This window comes from Verrucomicrobiia bacterium (genome assembly GCA_019634635.1).
GTDB lineage: Bacteria > Verrucomicrobiota > Verrucomicrobiia > Limisphaerales > UBA9464 > UBA9464.
In genome coordinates this window covers 281,716-298,837 of record JAHCBB010000003.1, presented here as the reverse complement: position 1 = coordinate 298,837, position 17,122 = coordinate 281,716, and the positions used below count along the sequence as shown (strand labels likewise).

General features: G+C 66.2%; 13 protein-coding genes. 12 read left to right on the top strand and 1 reads right to left on the bottom strand.

Annotation, left to right across the window (positions count from 1 at the left end):
• The first annotated feature begins 515 nt into the window (after nt 1–515).
• The 4 genes from KF791_03745 to KF791_03730 all read left to right on the top strand — a co-directional run bounded on the left by KF791_03745 (nt 516) and on the right by KF791_03730 (nt 4,531).
• Nucleotides 516–659 carry a transposase domain-containing protein gene (locus KF791_03745; protein MBX3731689.1) on the top strand — a complete coding sequence of 48 codons (144 nt, stop codon included), beginning with the start codon at nt 516–518 and terminating at the stop codon, nt 657–659.
• A 57-nt stretch (nt 660–716) separates the two neighbouring features.
• A complete protein-coding gene (locus KF791_03740; protein MBX3731688.1) occupies nt 717–947 on the top strand; it encodes a transposase in 231 nt (76 codons plus the stop codon).
• Nucleotides 948–1,327: 380 nt separating this feature from the next.
• Complete coding sequence (locus tag KF791_03735) at nt 1,328–2,152, top strand: glycosyltransferase (protein MBX3731687.1); 825 nt, start codon at nt 1,328–1,330, stop codon at nt 2,150–2,152.
• Between the two features lie 75 nt (nt 2,153–2,227).
• Complete coding sequence (locus KF791_03730) at nt 2,228–4,531, top strand: cation-translocating P-type ATPase (protein MBX3731686.1); 2,304 nt, start codon at nt 2,228–2,230, stop codon at nt 4,529–4,531.
• Here KF791_03730 and KF791_03725 read toward each other — a convergent pair.
• A complete protein-coding gene (locus tag KF791_03725; protein ID MBX3731685.1) occupies nt 4,512–5,777 on the bottom strand; it encodes a M48 family metallopeptidase in 1,266 nt (421 codons plus the stop codon). The genes KF791_03730 and KF791_03725 overlap by 20 nt on opposite strands.
• 142 nt (nt 5,778–5,919) lie before the next feature.
• On the opposite strand from KF791_03725, the gene KF791_03720 reads away from it, so the two are divergent.
• From KF791_03720 to KF791_03685, 8 genes are all read left to right on the top strand, one after another.
• Nucleotides 5,920–7,125: an efflux RND transporter periplasmic adaptor subunit gene (locus KF791_03720; protein MBX3731684.1), complete on the top strand. Its 1,206-nt coding sequence runs from the start codon at nt 5,920–5,922 to the stop codon at nt 7,123–7,125.
• A gap of 17 nt (nt 7,126–7,142) precedes the next feature.
• Nucleotides 7,143–7,859: an ABC transporter ATP-binding protein gene (locus tag KF791_03715; GenBank protein MBX3731683.1), complete on the top strand. Its 717-nt coding sequence runs from the start codon at nt 7,143–7,145 to the stop codon at nt 7,857–7,859.
• 15 nt (nt 7,860–7,874) lie between these two features.
• Nucleotides 7,875–9,266 (top strand): ABC transporter permease, encoded by a 1,392-nt coding sequence (locus tag KF791_03710; protein MBX3731682.1) that lies wholly within the window; start codon nt 7,875–7,877, stop codon nt 9,264–9,266.
• Complete coding sequence (locus KF791_03705; protein ID MBX3731681.1) at nt 9,266–10,627, top strand: ABC transporter permease; 1,362 nt, start codon at nt 9,266–9,268, stop codon at nt 10,625–10,627. The genes KF791_03710 and KF791_03705 overlap by 1 nt, the downstream gene beginning before the upstream one ends.
• A gap of 249 nt (nt 10,628–10,876) precedes the next feature.
• A complete protein-coding gene (locus KF791_03700; protein ID MBX3731680.1) occupies nt 10,877–12,001 on the top strand; it encodes a glycosyltransferase family 4 protein in 1,125 nt (374 codons plus the stop codon).
• The gene (locus KF791_03695) at nt 11,998–13,062 is read left to right on the top strand and encodes an NAD-dependent epimerase/dehydratase family protein (protein ID MBX3731679.1); all 1,065 of its coding nucleotides are present in this window, start codon (nt 11,998–12,000) and stop codon (nt 13,060–13,062) included. The genes KF791_03700 and KF791_03695 overlap by 4 nt, the downstream gene beginning before the upstream one ends.
• A 14-nt stretch (nt 13,063–13,076) precedes the next feature.
• Nucleotides 13,077–13,781, top strand: a complete 705-nt coding sequence (locus tag KF791_03690; protein MBX3731678.1) for a DUF1080 domain-containing protein — start codon at nt 13,077–13,079, stop codon at nt 13,779–13,781.
• Between the two features lie 126 nt (nt 13,782–13,907).
• Nucleotides 13,908–17,093: a PSD1 domain-containing protein gene (locus KF791_03685; protein MBX3731677.1), complete on the top strand. Its 3,186-nt coding sequence runs from the start codon at nt 13,908–13,910 to the stop codon at nt 17,091–17,093.
• The last annotated feature ends 29 nt before the right edge of the window (nt 17,094–17,122 follow it).

Here is a 17,122-nt window from a genome sequence, read left to right as displayed (position 1 = left end):
TGAATTCGAGGGTGTCACACCAGGGACCTGTCCCCCCCTGGTCACTCTGCCGATTGTCGGTGGCGACGCGCTGCTGCGCGTTCGATACTTCCCCCCGCCGAGTGTGTGGAGTGGCAGCGGGAACTGTTGGATGGTCCTGGCGTCAGATGCTTCCCCGCGTTCACTGTTGTTGCCGCACGAGCGCAGCGGCGACACCGCGTTACGCATGCCTCATTCCCGCACGAAAGGGGCGTTGGCCGCCAATGTCTTCCGTGGAACCCGGTGGTCCGGGAGATTCCGGGACTTGGCTAGCCTCAGACCTCCTGACCCCAGGCGGGGGAGGGAGGATTTGGGACGGAGGATGAGACCATTGGGGGCGAAACTGGAACTGGGGCTTGCGGGTGGGCGGGATGCGTGGGGAGATGGGGGATGCCGGGAATGTACGCGTTGTCATTGAACCTGTCACTCTGTCAGGCTGCCCAGCAGCCTACTCGCCCACCCCCCAGGCGCTCACACACGCTTGCCGAAGCAACACGGTGATCACCAGTTGCCGGCGGCGCGGGATCAATCCGCAGGAGTACCTCAGCGATGTGCTCCGGCGGTTGCCGGGGATGAACATCACGCAGATCGACGAGGTCCTGCCCGAAAACTCGAAAAAGCCTCCTCCGGCACCGGCCTGAACCTGAGGCCCCCACGAAGTTGGGGAGCAGCGCCCCGCCGCAATCAGCGGCGGGGACATGCACCTGCCCTACCGCTTACTCTGGACCTACCGCTCCGTCCACTGCGCCTGCCGCTTCCTGGAGGCCTGGTGCCAGCGCTCGATGCGCAGCCGGATCGAGCCCATGAAGAAAATCGCCCGCATGCTCCGGCGCCACCAACCCCTGATTCTGAACTGGTTTCTGGCCAAAGGAGAGCTCTCCAGCGGTGTGGTCAAGGGCCTCAACAACAAGATTCGAGTGATCACCTGACGCGCCTACGGCTTTCGCACCTTCAGAGTCATGGAAGTTGCACTCTATCATAACCTTGGCCGACTACACGAACCGCCGGCCACCCACAAATTCTGCTGACGAGGCCTCTTGGCTCTCCATCACGGGAATGAGCGCAATGGGGTCGCACCTAAACGTTTGAGATTTGAGGTGATGTCGGCCCTTTTGGACATGGCCGGGGCGCGGCGGATTGGGGCGGATGGGAGGCTCCTGTGACGCCCACGGGGACTGCGGGGAGGCGGTGTCCGATGAGCGGGGAGGGCCGGGGTCGGCTCCCTGGGCTGGCGCCGGAGCTTCGGGAAGGGTTTTGACGGTTTGGACCTTGGACAGCCCGCGAGACCCCGGGTTTACTCTGCCAGCACTTGAGTCTCCACGCTCCCAGCCTCCTGCTGCTGATTCCCGCATACAACGAGGAACGCCGCATCGCTCCGGTGCTGGGGGCGTATGCGGAGCATTTCTATCATCACTACCCGGGGCGCGTGCGCATCCTGGTGGTCCTGAACGGGTGCCGGGATGACACGCTGGGGGTGGTGCGGACGGCGGAGCAGCGCTACCTGAGCATCTCGCACCTCGAGTTCCCGGCACCGATCGGCAAGGGAGGGGCGTTGATCGAGGGGCTGAAGCTGGCGCCGCTGGCAGACCTGGTGGGCTATGTGGACGCCGATGGCTCGACGCCACCGGCGGCGTTTCTGGACCTGGTGAACCGCTGCGCCGCCGGCCAGGCGGACTGCGTCATCGCGTCCCGCTGGCTGCCCGGGGCGCAAATCACCCACGCGCAGCCCGGACGCCGCCGCCTCGCGAGCCGGATGTTCCACGTCTTTGTCGAGGCGTTCTTTGGAATGGGAATCGCCGACACCCAATGTGGCGCCAAGGTCATGCGGCGCGAAGCGGTCGAGGCCGTGCACTCCAAACTGCGTCTTGCCGACCTTTCCTTCGACGTCAACCTGCTCTATTCGCTGCGCCGGGCGGGATTCAGCCTCCTCGAAGTGCCGACCCAGTGGCATGACCAGACCGGGTCGCACGTGGTGTTCAATCTGCGCACCTCGCTCATCATGCTGCTGTCGCTCTTCCGGCTGCGCCTTGTGTATTCGCCGTTCTACGACTGGCTGCGTCCCCTGCGTCCGCTGGAAACCTGGATTTACCTGCGTCTCCGCGCACCACCCCCGATTTCGCCCGAGCAGGAATAGCCGGGCTCCGGGGCCGATTCTGTGGTGCCGATTCTGCGGTTGCCCTGCGCGTTTTGCGGACGGAGCCTCCTGCCAATGAGTGAAATTCCGGTCGCCTTCCGGCCCCGGGCTGTGGCGCCCGCTGTACGGGCCACCGCGGGCCCGATCGCGGGGATTGCCATTGAGGGCATGGACTGCGCCAGTTGTGCGCGGAAAGTATCTGCCGCGCTCGGCGCGGTGCCGGGGGTGGACTCGGTAACGGTGGATCTGCCGGCGGGACGGGCGGAGATCCGGTGGCGTCCGGGCGCGGCGACGGAGTCCGATGCCCTCCTCCGGGCGGTGGAGGCCGCCGGCTATCGGGCTTCGACGGGGACGTCTCCGGGGGCATCGGACGGCGCGGCGGCGGCTCCGGAACGGCCGTGGCGTCGGGCGCTGTGGTTAGGCGGGCCGGTCACCGTGGCGCTGCTGGTGGGCGAATGGGTGCTTCATCTGGGCATGGAGCGATGGTTTCAGTGGTTGGCGTTCTTCCTGGCGCTTCCGGTGCAGGTGATGGTTGGCGGGCGGTTCTACCGCGGCGCCTGGCGGCAGGCCCGGGCGGGCCATTCCAACATGGACACCCTGGTGTCCCTCGGCTCCACCGCCGCCTTCGGCTTCAGCGTCTGGGGCCTGCTCTCCGGATTTCGAGGACATCTGTATTTCATGGAGGCGGCCGCCATTCTGACGCTGATCAGCGCGGGGCACTGGCTGGAGGCACGCATGAGCTCGAAGGCCGGCGCCGCGCTGAAGACGCTTTTGAATCTCGCTCCGCCAACCGCGCGACGGCTGGACGAGCGGGACCAGGAAACCGACGTGCCGGTGGCCCTGCTTGTTCCCGGCGACCGGATCGTCGTGAAACCGGGCGACCGGGTGCCGGTGGATGCCACCGTCGTTTCCGGAGAATCGTCCGTGGAGGAGGCGATGCTGACCGGCGAGTCGTTGCCGGTGGAGAAATCGCGGGATTCCCGGGTGTTTGCCGGCACGGTGAATCACACCGGCCGCCTCGTGGCGCGCGTGGAGTCCACCGGCGAGTCCACCGCGTTGGCCCACATCATTGCGGCCGTGCAGCGCGCGCAGTCGAGCCGAGCGGGCATTCAGCGACTGGCCGACCGGGTGAGCTCGGTATTCGTTCCGGTGGTCATTGTCATCGCGCTCGGCACGGCCCTTTGGTGGGGACTCGGCCACGCGTCGGCGTCCGCGGTGCACCAGTGGCTGGGGGGGCGACTTTGGGCCACGAATGTGCCGGAGCATCCGGTTGCGGCGGCCTTTGCGATGGCCGCCGCGGTGTTGATCGTCGCCTGTCCCTGCGCCATGGGCCTGGCCACGCCCACTGCGCTCATGGCCGGGGTCAATGCGGCGGCCAGACGGGGAATTTTAATCCGGGACGCCCAGGCGTTGGAGAAGTCCGGACGCGTCGGGACCCTCGTCTTCGACAAGACCGGCACCCTCACGGAGGGCCACCCGGTCATCGTCGCGCGGGAGGATTTTCGGACCGGTCCCGACCCGGGGCCGCCATTGCCCGTGCTGGCCGCCTCGCTGGCCCGTCCCTCGCAACACCCGCTGTCCCGGGCGGTGGCGGGCCTGGCGGGACCGGAGGAGTCCGGTCCGGAGTTCGAGGATTGGCGGGAACGTCGCGGCTCCGGGGTGGAAGCCATGCTGCGTGACGGTGCCGGATCCGGCACCTGGCGCCTGGGCTCGGCCGCCTGGTTGGAGGAGGCCGGGGTGGACTGCCGTGCCGCGCAGGCGTTCGTGGATCGCGAATCGGCCGGGGGCTCGACCGTTCTGTTCGTCGCGCGCGATCAGACGTTGATTGGCGTTCTGGCCGTGCGCGACGCGCTAAAACCCCAGGCTCGGGAAATTCTGGACCGGCTGCGGGCTTCCGGACACCGCGTGCGATTGCTCACCGGGGATCGTCCGGAGACCGCAGCGGTCGTGGCTCGCGAACTCGGGATTCCGCCCGATGCCGTGGCCGCCGGGGTGCGCCCTGAGGCCAAGGCCGGGGTGATTGAGTCCCTGCAGCGACAGGGGGAGCGCGTCGCGTTCATCGGGGACGGATTAAACGATGGCCCGGCGCTGGCCCAGGCCGACCTGGGCATTGCGGTGACCCGGGCGACGGATGTGGCGCGAGAGGCTGCGGACATCCTGCTGCTGAAGTCCGACCTCGCGGCAATTCCGGAGGCGCTGGACCTTGCCCGGGCGACCCTGCGGGTGATCCGGCAGAACCTCTTCTGGGCCTTCTTCTACAACGCCGCGGCCATTCCGCTGGCGGCGGCGGGTTTGCTGAGCCCGGTGGTCTGCGCCGCGGCGATGGGTTTGAGCGACGTGATTGTCATTGGCAACGCCCTCAGGCTGCACCGGCGGTGACGGGCGATCCGGGGTTGCCCGCGTCAGCCAGCGCCGCTTCCCGTTCGAGCAGGGTCGGATGCGAGTAGTGCCACGCACTGTACAGGCGATGCGGTGTCAGGTTGGCGAGGTTCTTCTCGCTCAGCTTGCGCAGGGCCCCCATCAGCGGGCGGGGCGTTCCCAGAATCCGCGCGGCAAAGGCATCGGCCTCGAATTCGTGAACTCGCGACCAGTGGTTGAGGACCGGCGACAGCCAGAAGGTCACGGGACCGCTCAAGAGGCCGAACAACATCAGTGTGGGAGCCAGTCCGGCATCCGCCGGAAACCCGAAGGCCCCGGCAAACTCCGGGCGCCCAAACAGCCAGCCCACCGCCGCGAAGCCCGCCAGCAGGGTGAACGCCGACCAGGCGAGCCGCTTGGGAATGTGCCCGAGGCGCGAGTGCCCCATCTCGTGGGCCAGCACCGCCTCCAGTTCCTCCCCGGTCAACTGGGTGATCAGGGTGTCGAACAGCACGATTTTTCGGAAGCGTCCGAAGCCGGTGAAGAACGCGTTGGAATGCCGGGAGCGGCGGCTGCCGTCCATCACCAGGATCGTGTGTGCGGTGAATCCGGCCCGGCGGCCCAAATCCAGCAACCGGGTTCGCAGCCCGCCCTCCTCCAGCGGGGTCAGCCGGTTGAACAGCGGCAGAATCAGCACCGGCGCCAACACCAGCAGGAGCACTTGAAACCCCAGGAACGCCGCCCATGCCCAGACCCACCACCACGGACCCATCCAGTCCACCAACCGCAGCACCAGCCACAGCAGGGGATAGCCCAGCACCGCGGCGAGGAGGAAGCCCTTGACGCGATCCAGACACCAGGTGGCCGGCGTTGTGGTGTTGAATCCGAACTGCTGTTCCAGTCGGAACTGCGCCCAGGCCTCCCACGGGAGCCCGAGAACCGCCAGGACCATTCCGATGCCGAACATCCACCCGGCATCCGACCAGGACTGCACTCCAAACTGGTCCCGGACGGCCCCAAAACTTGCCGGCAGCACGCCGCTGAACAGCAGGGTCAGGAGCACCAGCACCTCCCAGCCATCGCTCCACTGTCCGAATCGTGAGCGCGCCAGCGTGTAGTCCACCGACCGGCGATACGTCGCGGGGTCCACCGAATCCTGAAACGCCGCAGGCACCGCGCCGGCATGGGCCTCCACCTCGCGGCGATTGAGCCTTGCCAACCAGGCATCCGCCGCCCAACGAGCCGCCACCACCCCCGCGGCCACCATGGGAATGAATTTCCCGGGATCCCTCACGTCAGCGCTGAGGGTACTGCACGCATCCGGCCGCCAGCACGTTCAATCCGGCCCGGGTCGCCAAATGCCAGATTGCACGTATGCGTATCAAGTGTAGGCTGACGGTCATTCTTTCATGAAATCATTCGGATGGATCTTGTTGATTTTGCTGCTCGGCGGCGGCGGCTGGTATTACTGGCAGCAGCGGGCGCCGGGCAGTGGTGCCGGTGCGGCTGCGGCCTCCCGGCCCGCGACGTCCGTCATTGAAAAGCGGGACATCCGATTTGCGGTCAGCGCCGCTGGCGAGATCACGCCCTCTGAACAGGTCAGTGTGCGGCCCGAGGTCAACGGGCGAATTGATGAGCTGCCGGTGGACCTCGGTGACTTCGTGAAGAAGGGGGACCTGCTCTTCCAGTTGAATGACGAGGACCTTCGGATCGAGCAGCAGCAGCGGGAAACCTCGGTGGCACGGACCCGTCTCAGTCTCGAGCAGGCCCGGCGCGACTACGAACGGGCCCAGATGCTGTTCAACGAGCAGTTGCTGCCCCAGCAGCTCTTCGAGGACGCCCGGACGTCCTACGAGCTGGCGAAGAACAGCCTCGAACAAAGTGAAAAGGAACTGGCGTTGACCCACGAGAAGATGCGGCGCACCCGCGTCACGGCCCCGTTCGACTGCACGGTCCTCACCCGGCCGGTCTCCGTCGGCCAGGCCGTGAGCGGGTCGGGCGGGTTCAATGCCGGCACCGAAGTGCTGACCATTGCCAACCTGAATGACCTGGTCATCAACGCCCACATCAACCAGGCCGACGTCAGCCGGCTGCGGACCGGTCAGGAGGTGGAAGTCACGGTCGAGGCGGTGCCCGGGCTGAAGGTCGTCGGCAAGGTGGAGCGCATCGCCCCTCAGGCGGCGCTCAAGAACAACATCAAGGGATTTCCAGCCCGGGTGCTCCTTAAGGACGTGGATCAGCGCATCCGTCCGGGCATGACCGCCAACATCTCCATTCCGATCGCGAGTGCCGACGACGTCGTTGCGGCGCCCTTGGCGGCCGTATTCACCGAATTCAATCCCGAGACGCGGCAGGTGGAGCGGTTCGCGTGGGTCCAGCTCGGCAACGAGTGGGAGCGCCGCCCGGTTCACATCGGTGTCAGCGACTATTTCTTCGCCGAGATCACCCGCGGCCTTGAAGCGGGCGACATCGTGTCCCTGGAGGACAAGTCGCGTGCCCCCAATGTGCGCAAGGACGCCGTGAAGCCTGGCTCCGGTGCCGCAGGAACGACGACGACGACCACCGGCACGGGCTCAGGCACCGGCGCCGCCCGTCCGGTGACCGCCGCCCGCTGACCCCTGCCACCGTGGCCCTGCTGGAGCTCAGAAACGTCAGCAAGATCTATCATCTCGGCGGGGAGGAGATCCGCGCCCTGGATGGGGTGACGCTCGACATCGCCGCCGGGGAATTCGTGTCCATCATCGGGCCTTCCGGCAGCGGCAAGTCCACGTTGATGCACATCCTCGGGTGTCTCGACACCCCGACCCTGGGCACCGTGACCCTCGACGGCATCCAGGTGCAGCAGGCGTCGGCCAGCGAGCTGGCCCGGGTGCGCAACCGCAAGATCGGCTTCGTCTTCCAGTTCTTCAACCTGCTGCCCAAACTCAACGTGGTGCAGAATGTGGAGCTGCCGATGATCTATGCGGGGGTCAGCGGACGCGAACGGCGGGAGAAGGCGCTCCGCGCGCTGGATCTCGTGGAGCTGGGCAACCGGTTGAAGAACCGCCCCTCGCAACTTTCCGGCGGCCAGCAGCAGCGGGTCGCCATCGCGCGGGCCCTCGTCAACGATCCGCGCATCATCTTTGCGGACGAACCGACCGGGAACCTCGACACCCACACCGGCGAGGTGATCCTGGCCCTTTTCCGTCGCCTCAGCGAGGAGGGCCGCACGGTGATTCTTGTCACACACAACCCCGAGATCGCCGCGGTGACGCCCCGGCGGATCGAGATTCGCAACGGCCAGATTGCGGAGACGGTGGATGCCCGGCTGGCCGGCCTCGACCGTGTGCCTGCAGCGGCCGGTGCCTGAACCCGCGTCACGCCCATGACGCTGTGGAATGCCATCCTCGTCGGTCTCAAGGAGATCTGGGCCCACAAGTTTCGCAGCATGCTGACCATGCTGGGGATCGTGCTCGGGGTATCGTCGCTGGTGACCATGAGCGCCATGGTCCAGGGCATGGAAAACGGCGCACGCGAGGCGCTCATCGCCGTCGGTGGACTGGAGAAGATCCGGGTGGAGGCCCAGCCGGTGCCGGTCGAGCAGCGCCATCTTCGGGATTTTGCGACCGGCGTGACCCTGGACGACGTCCGGGCACTCGAGTCCTCCGCCCCGGAGATTGTCCAGGTGTCCCCGGAAATGCGTTTCGACCGGCCGCCAACGCTGGCATCCGGAGGCAAGACCCACCGCACCTGGATGACCGCCGGGGTGTGGCCGGTCCAGCTCGGGCTCATGGAGCACGTGGTCGAACACGGGCGCATGTTCACCGAGCTCGATAACGAACTCGCCCGCAACGTTTGTGTCATCGGCACGGGCATCCGGGATGCACTGTTCGGCAAACCCGAGGACACCGGCGAGCCGGTGATCCCGGTCGGCCAGACCCTCACCATCAACGGCTACCCGTTCACCATCGTGGGCATGTTTGCCCACTATGAGAGCGAACAGGACCGGCGGGTGCGTGAGGAGCAGGAGCGTCAGTTGGCGGCGCAACGCGCGTCGGGAGCCACCAACGCGACGCCCACGGTCAGCCGCAGCCGCGGCTGGGGCGGGGGGGGCGGACGTCGTGGCAACTTTGCCTTCTGGATCAAGAACAACACCGTGTACGTGCCCCTGAACACGATGTGGATGAAGATGAGGTCCGGCGAAAGCAACGCGCCGCCCGTTCCCCGCCTCAGCAGCATGGAAATCAAGGTGCGCGACGCGGGCCGCATCAATGAGGCCCTGACCCAGGTGCGCAACGTGCTCATGGTCACCCATCGGGGCATCGAGGATTTTTCCTTCCGCACCCAGGAGGACCGGGCCGAGGAGATCAACACCTTCATTCGCAATGCCCGCGTCAGCGGCGGCCTGGTCGCCGGCATCAGCCTCGTCGTCGGCGGGATCGGCATCATGAACATCATGCTGGCCAGCATCAGCGAGCGCATCCGCGAGATCGGCATCCGCAAGGCCGTCGGCGCCGGCAATGCCGCCGTCTTCATCCAGATTGTCATCGAGAGCACCGTCATCGCAGTGGTGGGCGGCCTGCTGGGGCTTGTCTGCAGCTTCGGCTTCATCCGGCTCATCAGCTCCCTCACCCCCACTGACAACGCGCCGGTGATCACCGTGTCCGCCATGGTCCTGGCGTTCAGCGCCAGCGTCGGCATCGGCATCCTCGCCGGCCTCCTGCCCGCCATCCGGGCCGGACGGATGAACGTCATCCAGGCCCTGCGCTACGACTGATGATCCTGTTCAACGCGATCCTGGTCGGGGTGAAGGAAATCTGGGCCCACAAGGCCCGGTCCCTGCTGACCATGCTCGGGATCATCCTCGGGGTCACCAGCCTCGTGGGCATGGCGGCGATCATCAAGGGCATGGAGAACGGCATGAAGGAGGCGATGATCGCCATGGGCGGTGTGGACAAGGTCCTGATCCGCGACCAGGCCGTCCCGCCCTGGCAGGATCACCTCGCCGAGCAGGCACCCGGACGCACCCTTGTGGACGTCCTTGCCCTGAAGAGCAGCGCACCGCTCGTGCGGTTGGTATCCCCGGAGATGGAGGTGGACGATGTCACGCTGACCCGGGGCGAACGCCGCGTGAATCCCAGCGAATGCGTCGGCGTATGGCCCGCGGTTCTCGAAATGAACCTCCACACGCTGGAGCACGGCCGCTTTTTCAACGACCTCGACGAGGAACTGGCGCGGCCGGTGGTGGTGATCGGCACCGGCATTCGCGATGAGCTGTTCGGGAAACCCTCCGAGGTGGGCCACGAGATCGTGCCGGTCGGGGAGACCATCCAGATCAACGGGCAGCCGTTCGTCATCGTGGGGATGTTCCAGGAATACGTCGGGGAGCAGGAGGCCAAGGAGCGGGCCCTCGCGCAGTCGGTGACCACCGCGCGGAACGAAGCGGGCGGCCCAAAACGGCAGCGGGGTTGGGGCCGCCGTGGCGGGTGGGCGTTCTGGAGGAAGAACCATACCGTGTACATGCCCCTCAACACCGCCTGGATCCGCTTCCGCTCCGCGGGGCGCGGTGACGGAATTCCGGATCCCCGCCTGTCGGACATTGACATCAAGGTGGCGGATTTCGGGCGGATGGAGGACGCCATCCAGCAGGCCCGCAACGTTTTGTTCCTCACCCACCAGGGGATTGAGGATTTCACCTTCGAAACCCAGGAGAACCAGATCGAAAGCATCAACAAGCAGATCCGCAATGCCCGGCTCAGCGGCGGATTCATTGCCGGCATCAGTCTTCTGGTGGGCGGCATCGGCATCATGAACATCATGCTGGCCAGCATCAACGAGCGGGTCCGGGAGATCGGCATCTGCAAGGCCGTAGGCGCAACCGGTCCCAACATCTTCCTCCAGATTCTCATCGAGAGCGCCGTCCTTGCCGTGCTGGGCGGCCTGATGGGACTGGTCGTGTCGCAGTTGTTTGTCCGGCTCATCATCGTCCTGACACCCGCGCAGAACACTCCGGTGATCACCCCGGAGGCCGGGTTGGTGGCGGTCGCCTTCAGTGCCCTCGTGGGCGTTGTGGCCGGCATCCTCCCCGCCATCAAGGCCGCGCGCTTCAGCCCCATCGAGGCCCTTCGCTACGAATAGGGCCCCGCCCCTGTCGGAACGGAGCCCCGGGCGGCCGATTCCCGGGTCCGGGAAACTCACCTTGACGGTCAAATTTCGGCAGCGATACGCTGTCCGGAGTCAGAGTCGGCGGGGTACGAGACGCTCCTGATTTTCGTCCGCCCTCGAAGCCTTGAAATTGCCGCATCGCAAGTCCGCCCGGGTCACTTTGGCTTCGTGGATTTCGCGATCCGGCGTCGGGTGCTCCCCTCGTTGTGTGGTCGAACCCTCATGAAAGTCCTAATCGTCGGGGCGGGTTACTTTCCAGCCAATGCCAGCCTGATTCGTGCCGCCGCCCTTGGCGGGGCCCTGAAGCGTCTGGGGCAGGATCCGGTCCTGTGCCTCGCCGAGTCGCCGGGGAGCCGCCAGCTGCTGGAGCAGCACGATTTGGTCGAGTGCTGCCGCTGGGTTCCCAGCCGCAATCCCGCACATTTTGCGCGGGCCGCCCGCGACTTTCGCGATGTCCAGTTTGTCCACCTGATCAATGCCAACCTGGTGGGCGAAGTCATGGGATGGAGCCTGCGCCGCCACGGGGCGCGGGTCATTTCGGATTGGGATGAATGGCTGTCCTCCATGCCGCGTGGCTGGAAGGCGAAGCTCAAATCCGTCCTCATGGAATGGATCGCCCGCCGCATTTCCTCCGGGTTCGTCTTCTCCTCGACCTACCTGCAGTCCGAATACCGGCGTCATCTGGGCGCCCTGCCGACGGCGTACATTCCTTACGGATTTGATCCCACGGGACCCACGTCTCCCGGGCTTGCGGAACAATGCCTGCGCCCCGGCCGCCAGTATGCGATGTACCTGGGCAGCCTGGGCGCCTTGTACCGCGAGGATCTTCAGGAACTGGTCCTCCTGGCGGCGTGCTGCCGGGATCTCGATCTCGACCTGTTGATCGCCGGCAATGGCTCCGAACGGGAGCGTCTCGAGGCGGAAATCGCCCGGTTTCTGCCCGACGGGCGGGCGGTGTTCACGGGGCAGCTGACCCTGCCCGTCCTTGACGGCCTCGTACCCGCCCCGGCCATCCGGTTCTGTTTCCTGCCGCTCAAGGACACGGTCCAGAACCGCTCCCGATGTCCCAACAAGGTGTTCCACTACATCCGCGGCGGCAAACCGGTCGTCACCAACCGTGTGGGAGAGCCGGCCAACCTCCTCGCCGAGCAGGGGCGATACTACGAGTACGGCAACCGGGCCTCCCTGATCGCAGCGATGCGGGACGCCCTTGCCCGGCCGGCGCAGTACGTTCTCGAAGACTACACGTGGAAGCGCCGCGCCGAGACCTACCTGCGGTTTCTTCAGGACCATTTCCACCCGGGACGCTCACCGACACCTCTTCCACCCCCTTTTCCTCGAACATGACTCCCAAAAAACTCCTTGTGACCGGCTCGTCCGGTCTGATTGGCAGCGAGGTCGTTGCCGGCTTCTCCCGCGACGGCTGGCGGGTTCACGGTGTGGACAACAACATGCGGGCCGATTTCTTTGGGCCGCAGGGGGACACCCGCTGGAACATGAACCGGCTCCGCGAAACGTGGCCCGGGTTCCGTCACCATGAGCTGGACATCCGGAACCGGCCGGGCGTCCTCGAACTGCTTCAGACCGTGAAGCCCGACGCCATCGTCCACACCGCCGCCCAACCCAGCCATGATCTGGCGGCCAGCCGGCCGTTCGATGATTTTGACGTCAATGCGGTCGGGACCCTGAACCTGCTGGAGGCGGCCCGGCTTGCGGTCCCCGAGGCGCCCTTCGTCCACATGAGCACCAACAAGGTGTATGGGGATGCCCCGAACGAGATCCCCCTCGTGGAGCTCCCCACCCGGTGGGATTACGGGAGCCCGGAGTATTCGGACGGCATCCGGGAGACCTTTCGTATTGACCAGAGCAAGCACTCCCTCTTTGGCGCCTCCAAAGTCGCGGCGGACGTGATGGTCCAGGAGTACGGGCGCTACTTCGGGATGCCCACCTGCTGTCTGCGCGGCGGTTGCCTCACCGGGCCCAACCACAGCGGCGTCGAGTTGCACGGGTTCCTCAGTTACCTCATCAAGTGCAACCTGGAAGGCCGCAAGTACCGGATTTTCGGCTACAAGGGCAAGCAGGTCCGGGACAACATCCACAGCGCCGACGTCGTCGGATTCATCCAGCGGTTCCTCGCCGCGCCCCGCATGGGGGAGGTGTACAACATCGGCGGGGGCCGTGCGAACTCCGTGTCCATCCTCGAGGCCTTCGACCTCATCGCGGGCATTTCGGGCCGGCCGATGCAGTACGAGTACGTGGACCAGAACCGCCAGGGGGACCACATCTGCTACATCTCAAATCTGGACAAGATGCGGGCGCACTATCCAGGCTGGGAGATCACCAAGAACTTGAAAACCACCTTTGAGGAGATCTTCCAGTCCTGGACCCGGAGGCAGCCCTCGAACTGAATCATTCCCGCCCCATGAAACCCTCCCGGTTCAACGGCATCGCCGCATTGTCCCTGCTTCTTGTCACCGTCCTCCGTTGTCCCGCCGCCGATGCCGAGCCGCGGGTGGTGACTCCCGGAACCGCGGGTGGCCCGCCCTCCGATGCCATCGTCCTGTTTGACGGCACCGACCTCTCGGCCTGGGTTGGCGAGGGGGGCACCGCCCCGAAGTGGAAGGTGGAGAATGGCCATGCAGAGGTCTCCGGAGGCAGCATTCTGACCCGCGAGGAGTTCGGCCCGGTCCAGTTGCACGTCGAATGGGCGGCGCCGGCGGTGGTCCGGGGTGAGGGGCAGGAGCGTGGGAACAGCGGCGTTTATCTCCAGGGCCGTTATGAGATCCAGGTCCTCGACTCGCACCAGAACCCCACGTATCCGAATGGCCAGGCAGGTGCGTTCTACGGTCACAACCCGCCGCTGGTGAATGCCAGCCGCAAGCCCGGGGAGTGGCAGTCCTACGACATCATCTTTCATCCCCCGATGCCCGGACCCGACGGCAAGGTGGCACCCGGGTCGTTTACCGTGCTGCACAATGGCGTGCTGGTGCAGGATCGAATCCCGGTGAAGGGCGACGCGACCACCGCCGCGAAGTTCGCCGGCGCCACCCCGAAGGGCCCGATTTTGCTTCAGGACCACGGGGACCCCGTTCGCTACCGCAACATCTGGGTCCGACGGCTCGACTGACGGGCCTCCGAAGGGTTCGATGCCGGCGGTCGGTTGAGCTCCGGAGACACACCGTTGAATAATTTCGCGGCTCAATCGGATGCCTGACCGGTTGAAATTGCGCCGCCAAGGTCAAAACTGCTTCCGATGGGTTTATCGTCCCTGCCGTTCAACGTCCCGTCGCCACGGGGCATTCGATGGGGTGCGGGTGCGCTGATTGCGCTCGCGCTGGCGCTGGACCTTTCGGTCGCCGCGGTGACCGAGGCCCCGTCCCGGCTGTCGTTCAATCGGGACATCCGGCCCATCCTCTCCGACAATTGCTTCGCCTGCCACGGCACGGATGCCCAGCATCGCAAAGCGGGGCTCCGCCTGGACGTTCCTGAGGGCGCCCTGTTCCCCGGCAAGTCAGGTGTGCCGGCAATTGTGCCTGGAGATCCCGAGGCTTCGGCGCTGTGGCAGCGGGTGGTCACCACCGACCCTGATGATGTGATGCCGCCGCCGGACACGCACAAGGCATTGACCGCCGAACAGCGGGACCTCGTGCGGCAGTGGATCCTGGAAGGGGCGGTCTATCAGCGTCACTGGTCCTTTGAACCCGTCGTTGCCCCTCCGGTTCCCGGGCCAATCCAGGGCGACCCGAAGTCCGAAAGCCCGGTGGACCGCTTCGTCCGGGAACGCCTGGCGCAGGAGGGTTGGAGGCCAGCCGAACCGGCGGATCCGTCCACATTGATCCGGAGGCTCAGCTTTGACATTCGGGGACTGCCGCCGACGCCGGCGGAGGTCGGGGCTTTCGTCGCCGATCCGCGGCCGGATGCCTACGAACGGGTGGTGGACCGGTTTCTCGCCTCCCCGTTTTTTGGGGAACAGATGGCGCGGCACTGGCTGGATGTGGCCCGGTATGGCGACACGCACGGGCTGCATCTCGACAACGAGCGCTCCATGTGGCCGTACCGCGACTGGGTGGTGGCGGCGTTCAACCGGAACCTGCCCTTCGATCAATTCACCATTGAGCAACTCGCGGGAGATCTGCTGCCGTCACCCACGCGGGAGCAGCTGACGGCGACCGGGTTCAACCGGTGCAATGTCACGACCGGTGAGGGGGGGGCCATTGATGCGGAGTTCATCTTTCGATACGCGGTGGACCGGACCTCCACGATGGCCGAGACGTGGCTGGGGCTCACCGCCGGTTGCGCCGTCTGCCACGATCACAAGTTCGATCCGATCTCGGCGAAGGAGTTCTACTCCCTCTACGCCTTCTTCCTCAGCGCGGCCGATCCGGCGATGGATGGCAACGCCCTGCTGACCGCCCCGACGATCAAGCTGCCCGAGCCAACGCAGGAGGAGCGCCTCGCGGCGTATGATGCCAGGATCCGGGAGGCGGAAGCCCGAGTTCTCGAGGCGCTGGCGACGGTGTCGTATGCCGACCCCGCCACCCTCGACCCGCCGCCTCCGGCGCAGGAGCAGGAAACGGTGTGGCTGGATGAGGATTTCCCCGCGGGGGCGAAGGTGACCGCTTCGGGAGGCCCGACCCGGTGGGTGGAGGCGGGCGAGGGCCCGGTGTTCTCGGGTCAACGAGCCCTGCGGCGCCAGGACCGCGGGATCGCCCAGGATTTTTACGACAGCGGTGCGGCGCTGCTGGAGATCCCCCCCGGAGCCACCCTGTTCGCCCACGTGTATCTGGATCCTGCGGATCCGCCGAAGGCGATCATGCTCCAGTTCAACAAGGACGGATGGGAACACCGGGCGGTCTGGGGCGACGCCGATGCGATCAACTGGGGCGAGAAGGACAAGCCCAGCCGGGCCCGGATCGGGGACCTGCCGCCGGCGGGGGCGTGGACGCGTCTGGAGGTGCCGCCCGAGCGGGTGGGATTGAAGTCCGGCGACCGGCTGAAGGGCCTCGCCTTCACGCAATTCGACGGAACGGTGACGTGGGACAAGGCGGGCGTTCACGGACGCGTGGATCCGGCCAGCGACCCTCTCCACTCGCTGCTGGTGTGGCAGCGACAGTATGAGGGCAGGGAACCCGGTGAACTGCCCGCGGAACTCCGTGCCATTTTCAAGAACTCCTCGATCACCAACCGTTCCCCAGAGGATCTCACGAAACTTCGGGATCACTACCTGGCGAAGGTTTGTGTGCCGACCCGTCCGACCTTTGACCCGTTGAACAGCGAGGTTGCGCGTTTGAAAAAGGATCGCGCGGACCTGGACAACGCCATTACCGGGACCTTCATCTTCCGCGATCTCGATATGCCGCGCGATGCCTTTGTGATGGTGCGTGGACAGTACGACAAGCCCGGGGACCGGGTGGTTCCTTCCATGCCGGCGGCGCTGTCGCCGGCCCCGACGGTGATCGCGGGTTCTTCCGATACCCCGCCGCGTCTGAACCGGCTGGATCTGGCGCACTGGCTGGTGTCCCCCGAGCAACCGCTGACCGCCCGGGTCACCGTCAACCGCATCTGGCAGCAGTTTTTCGGAAGCGGGCTGGTTCGGACCGCCGGGGACTTTGGGTCGCAGGGGGAGCCGCCGAGCCATCCCGACCTGCTCGACTGGCTGGCCGCAGATTTCCGGGATCAGGGTTGGGATGTGAAACGGCTGGTCCGGCAGTTGGTGACTTCCGCCACCTACCGGCAGTCGCCCCAGGGAACCCCGGAGCAGTGGTCCCGGGATCCGGAGAACCGGCTCCTGGGCCGTGGTCCGAGGTTCCGGCTCGATGCCGAGCAGATCCGGGACAATGCCCTGTTCGTGAGCGGGCTGATGGATCTCACAATGGGCGGGCGCGGCGTAAAGCCCTACCAGCCACCCAACATCTGGGAGCCGGTGGGATTCGTGGGATCAAACACCCGGGAATACCGGCAGGACACCGGAGCGGCCCTGTATCGCCGGAGCGTGTACACGTTTTTCAAGCGCACGGCGCCTGCGCCGTTCATGTCCACGTTCGATGCGCCCAACCGGGAGCAGCCCTGCACCCGTCGGGAACGCAGCAACACCCCCCTTCAGGCGCTCCAGTTGTTGAATGATGTGCAGCACTTTGAGGCGGCGAGAGCGCTGGCGGAACGGATGCTGGCCGAGGGCGGATCCACCCCCGAGGAGCGCATCGGCTTCGGGTATCGCGTCGTTTTGGGCCGCCCGCCGCTCGCGAATGAGCTGGCGGTGGTCTGCGAGGCCCTCGACGCACACCGGGCCCGCTACGCCTCGGATCCGGAGGCCGCCCGCATGGCGGTGACCTTTGGCGAGTCGCGTCCGGACTCCGCGCTTCCCGAAGCCGAGCTGGCCGCGTACACGCTCACCGCCAACCTGTTGTTGAACCTCGACGAGACGGTGACCCGCAACTGAGACCGCTTCCGCCATCCCGCCATCCCCCC

Excerpts from the sequence above, each read along its gene's own strand:
- KF791_03730 (MBX3731686.1), top strand. The coding sequence starts at position 2,228 with ATGAGTGAAATTCCGGTCGCCTTCCGGCCCCGGGCTGTGGCGCCCGCT.
- KF791_03690 (MBX3731678.1), top strand. The coding sequence starts at position 13,077 with ATGAAACCCTCCCGGTTCAACGGCATCGCCGCATTGTCCCTGCTTCTT.
- KF791_03710 (MBX3731682.1), top strand. The coding sequence starts at position 7,875 with ATGACGCTGTGGAATGCCATCCTCGTCGGTCTCAAGGAGATCTGGGCC.
- KF791_03685 (MBX3731677.1), top strand. The coding sequence starts at position 13,908 with ATGGGTTTATCGTCCCTGCCGTTCAACGTCCCGTCGCCACGGGGCATT.
- KF791_03740 (MBX3731688.1), top strand. The coding sequence starts at position 717 with ATGCACCTGCCCTACCGCTTACTCTGGACCTACCGCTCCGTCCACTGC.
- KF791_03705 (MBX3731681.1), top strand. The coding sequence starts at position 9,266 with ATGATCCTGTTCAACGCGATCCTGGTCGGGGTGAAGGAAATCTGGGCC.
- KF791_03725 (MBX3731685.1), bottom strand. The coding sequence starts at position 5,777 with ATGGTGGCCGCGGGGGTGGTGGCGGCTCGTTGGGCGGCGGATGCCTGG.
- KF791_03720 (MBX3731684.1), top strand. The coding sequence starts at position 5,920 with ATGAAATCATTCGGATGGATCTTGTTGATTTTGCTGCTCGGCGGCGGC.
- KF791_03700 (MBX3731680.1), top strand. The coding sequence starts at position 10,877 with ATGAAAGTCCTAATCGTCGGGGCGGGTTACTTTCCAGCCAATGCCAGC.
- KF791_03695 (MBX3731679.1), top strand. The coding sequence starts at position 11,998 with ATGACTCCCAAAAAACTCCTTGTGACCGGCTCGTCCGGTCTGATTGGC.